The sequence below is a fragment of the Staphylococcus sp. GDY8P57P genome (assembly GCF_017892585.1).
GTDB lineage: Bacteria > Bacillota > Bacilli > Staphylococcales > Staphylococcaceae > Staphylococcus > Staphylococcus borealis.
In genome coordinates this window covers 1-3,768 of sequence record NZ_JAESLK010000059.1, presented here as the reverse complement: position 1 = coordinate 3,768, position 3,768 = coordinate 1, and the positions used below count along the sequence as shown (strand labels likewise).

Sequence of the window (3,768 nt, the reverse complement as noted above, 5' to 3'; positions counted from 1 at the left end):
CAGGAGTCTGGACTTGACTTTGAAGTTGCCATAAATTTTTATATATACCGTTTAAATGAATTAACTCATCATGTGTACCATTCTCAGCAACTTGACCCTCATTTAAAACATAGATATTATCAGCATTTTTTATAGTGCTTAACTTATGTGAAATAATAATTACGGTTTTACCACGTTGAGTTAGTAAGTCGGTATGCTCCATAATTTTGTTTTCAGTTAAGCTATCTAAAGCACTTGTAGCTTCATCAAAAATGTATATATCAGGATTTTTTAAAAATGTGCGTGCCAAAGATAAGCGTTGAGATTGTCCACCTGATAGATTAGCGCCTTCTTTTTCTAACATAGTATTAAACTGATCTGGGAATTTCTGTATAAAATCTAGGGATTCGGCTAACTGACAAGCCTTAACGATATCTTCGTCACTTTTGTATTTATTGCTACCATGTAAAAGATTATTTTTAATTGTATCAGCAAAAAGGAATGTATTTTGTGAGACATAGCCTATATTCTTACGTAAGTCGGAAAGGTCAATATCATCAATACTATAGTTATCAATTATAATATTACCTTCTGAAGCAGAGTAATAGCGATTGAGTAACTTACCTATAGTTGATTTACCACTTCCACTTTCACCAACAATAGCAACCTTTTGCCCTTTTTTAATATTTAAATTAATATCCTTCAATACCACACTTCGAAAGCCATACTGAAAGTCTAAATTTTCAATGCGAATGTTGTTTTTAAAAGTATAAGGTTGTTTAGAAGTATATAATTCATTTTCGGTTTCTAAATCAGTTATTTCAGCAATACGACGTGCTGCAACAAATGAAGATTGCAGTGTCGGTTGAATATTTATGAGACGTTCAATAGGATCAAGGTAATAAATAGTTAAGGCATTAAAAGCTAATAAACTACCTAACGTCATACTATCTGTCATGACTAAGTAACTACCAAGCCATAATATAACAAGACTGATAGTTAATTTTAAAAAGTTGTTAACCGTTAATTGTATATTAGAAAATCTACCCAGTTTTAATAAGTTTTTAATAATACCGTTAAATTTAGTAGTACCCATGTAGAAACGATCGTCTTCAGATTGATAACTTTTAATAGTATTACTACCATCAAAAGATTCTATTAAATATGAACTCAATTCAGCATCCTTTTCAGCCACCTTTTGATTATATTTTTCAAAAGGTTTACGTAAAGTGTAACTACAAATAATAAAACAAGGTATAAAAATAATTGTTATCAGTAGTAACAAAGGACTTTGCATATAAAGTAATATAGCACCGATAATAATCATGAAAGTATCAACTAACAACGTTACCGTTGAAGATGATAAAGCTTCACGAATTTTAGATGTATCCATGAAACGTTGTAGGATTTCGCCAGATTTACGTGTATCAAAAAAGTTCATCGGAAGATGTAAAACATGATAAAAGTAATCTTTCATTAAATTAACATCGATTTTCAAACTTAAATGTAAAATAAGTTGAAACCTTAAATAATTAATGAATGCATTGATTATGTATAAAAGTAAAATACCTAAGCTAATAATATGTAAATTTGTAAGAACATTGGATGGAATAATATGATCAGTTAATAATTTAAAATATAGAGCCCCGACAATACCAACAACATTAATAAATAGTGAGATAAAAGCAATAAATAACAACTTCCCATAATTATTTTTAAATATATCAATGAAAATATTAAGATACGAGGGTGATTCATTGTCAGTAGTAAAATCATCTGTTTTATCAATTAATACAGCAATATTAGTCCAATATTTTCCAAATTCAGTACTTGATAACTTATATTTACCTTTAGCAGGATCGACAACATAAAGCGTGTTATTTTTTATTTTTTCAATAATGATATAGTGGTCATAACTTTGTTGATTAATAATATGTACCATAACTGGTAATTGTGCTTGTTTTAAATCATCAAAGGAATCAGCTTTTACACCAGTTAACTCAATACCAATCTTTTTACCTGCTTGTACGAGACCATATAAATTTGTACCTAATTTATCTGTCTTAGCATATTCGCGTAAACGTGGGATGGACACACGCTTACCATAAAACTGTGAAATCATGGCAAGGCAAGTAGGACCACAATCCTTTTCATCGTATTGTCTTATAAATTTTATAGCCATCATAATAAGTCCTTTCAATAAAAGTTTAACTCTATTTTAATAAGTATAAATAGTTAGTATTAAACATAAGTTAAGTAATCCTTTTGATAATGTTAAAAGCACTAAAAAGTAAAAAAATGTTTGTCTATATGTCTACTTGTGGTACACCCTAATCATACAAACAGCGTTATTAATTTTATACCATCTTAGATGTATGATTAGGGTGTATATTAATTATGGGGTAAAAGTCACTGATTGTTGGCTATGCGAGGGTATCTTTGATAGATCAGATAATTAAATATCCAGACAAAAATAAAATTACTTTAAACAAATATATAATGCCTGTAAATAGTTGCTGGGAAGTATTTTGGGGTGGAGATAATGAATTATTTAATTATCATTATCCAAATGAATCACAAAGGTATGCTTATGATTTAATTATTAGAAAAAATAATATGAGTTTTAAAAATTTTGGCTATATTAATAAGGATTATTATTGTTTTAGTGAAGATATTATAGCCCCACAAGATGGCATCATAATAGATATAGAGAATAAATAACCTGATAGTGACTCACAAAAAGATAATAATTTACTTGAAAATTACGTTTTAATATCACTTAAACACAATGAATATAGCCTCTTAGCTCATTTAGAATACTCTAGTATAAACGTTTTAATCGGTGAAAAGGTACACCAAGGAGATTTGATAGGTAAATGTGGAAATTCTGGTAACTCTTCCGAGCCACATTTACATTTTCAAGTTATGAACTCATCTAAAATAGACGAATATGTTTCTTTAAAAATTGAATTTTCTAATGGAAGATCACCTATAAAAGGAGATAGTATATAAAAATTAAAAGGGAGTACTAAGCAGTGGAAATTTTAATTAAAATAATAGATGTAATCGTTGCTATTGTATCTACTTTTACGGATGAGACTTCGAAATATTTAGCGAAATTAAAAGAAAAAAGGGATAAAAATAAAAAATAAAATTTTAGAAATTATCAATTTACGAATCTTTGGTATTTTAAATATATGAGAGAATATTTTATCAGATAAATTAACATAAAATGACTTATCAGAAGTTATCTGTCACTCATACATAACAGATGATATAAATAATATAGGCCGCCTATCTCTCAGGCGTCAAATGTAGACGTAGAGAGAAGGTGCATTATTTTGTTAATCGTTTTCGTTAACAAAATTATAACACTGGTTAATAGGGGGGGCAAAACACTTATATTAAAAAAATGGGGAACTTTGAGTAGTATTATAAGCTATAGTACAGAAATATTTAAGTGTTTGTATTCAGAATTTAGCTTTCCATTAAATGATATATTGCTAGAAGGTACTGATAAAAAAGTGAGTAAAGAATATATAAACAAGAATCAGAAAAATTTTTATTGTCTATAATCATCTATTATTTTCTTTTTACTAGTAACTTCGATAATTGCAAACAGTATCATTGGTCATTAAAAAAATAAAAGATGAATAAAAAATAACATATAACATTAATAAGATAATTGATCTTTTTTAGTGGCTCTATAATCAATCAGTCTGGGACATAAATTATATAGTAATGCTATTTATCAAATTCGCAGTAGTTGACTGAACTGAGAAGGCGCTT

The 3,768-nt window shown here is 28.2% G+C and carries 2 protein-coding genes and 1 pseudogene; 2 read left to right on the top strand and 1 reads right to left on the bottom strand.

Annotated features, from left to right (window positions below):
- Positions 1–2,161: peptidase domain-containing ABC transporter (locus tag KA878_RS13415; protein ID WP_210142177.1), on the bottom strand; the 2,161-nt coding region annotated here is incomplete at its 3' end.
- Between the two features lie 257 nt (positions 2,162–2,418).
- Between KA878_RS13415 and KA878_RS13410 the strand changes: the two genes are divergently transcribed.
- Positions 2,419–2,700 carry a hypothetical protein gene (locus tag KA878_RS13410; RefSeq protein ID WP_193839575.1) on the top strand — a complete coding sequence of 94 codons (282 nt, stop codon included), beginning with the start codon at positions 2,419–2,421 and terminating at the stop codon, positions 2,698–2,700.
- Between the two features lie 33 nt (positions 2,701–2,733).
- Positions 2,734–2,991 (top strand): annotated as a pseudogene (locus KA878_RS14665) (M23 family metallopeptidase); the annotation flags it as partial.
- Positions 2,992–3,768 lie beyond the last annotated feature (777 nt).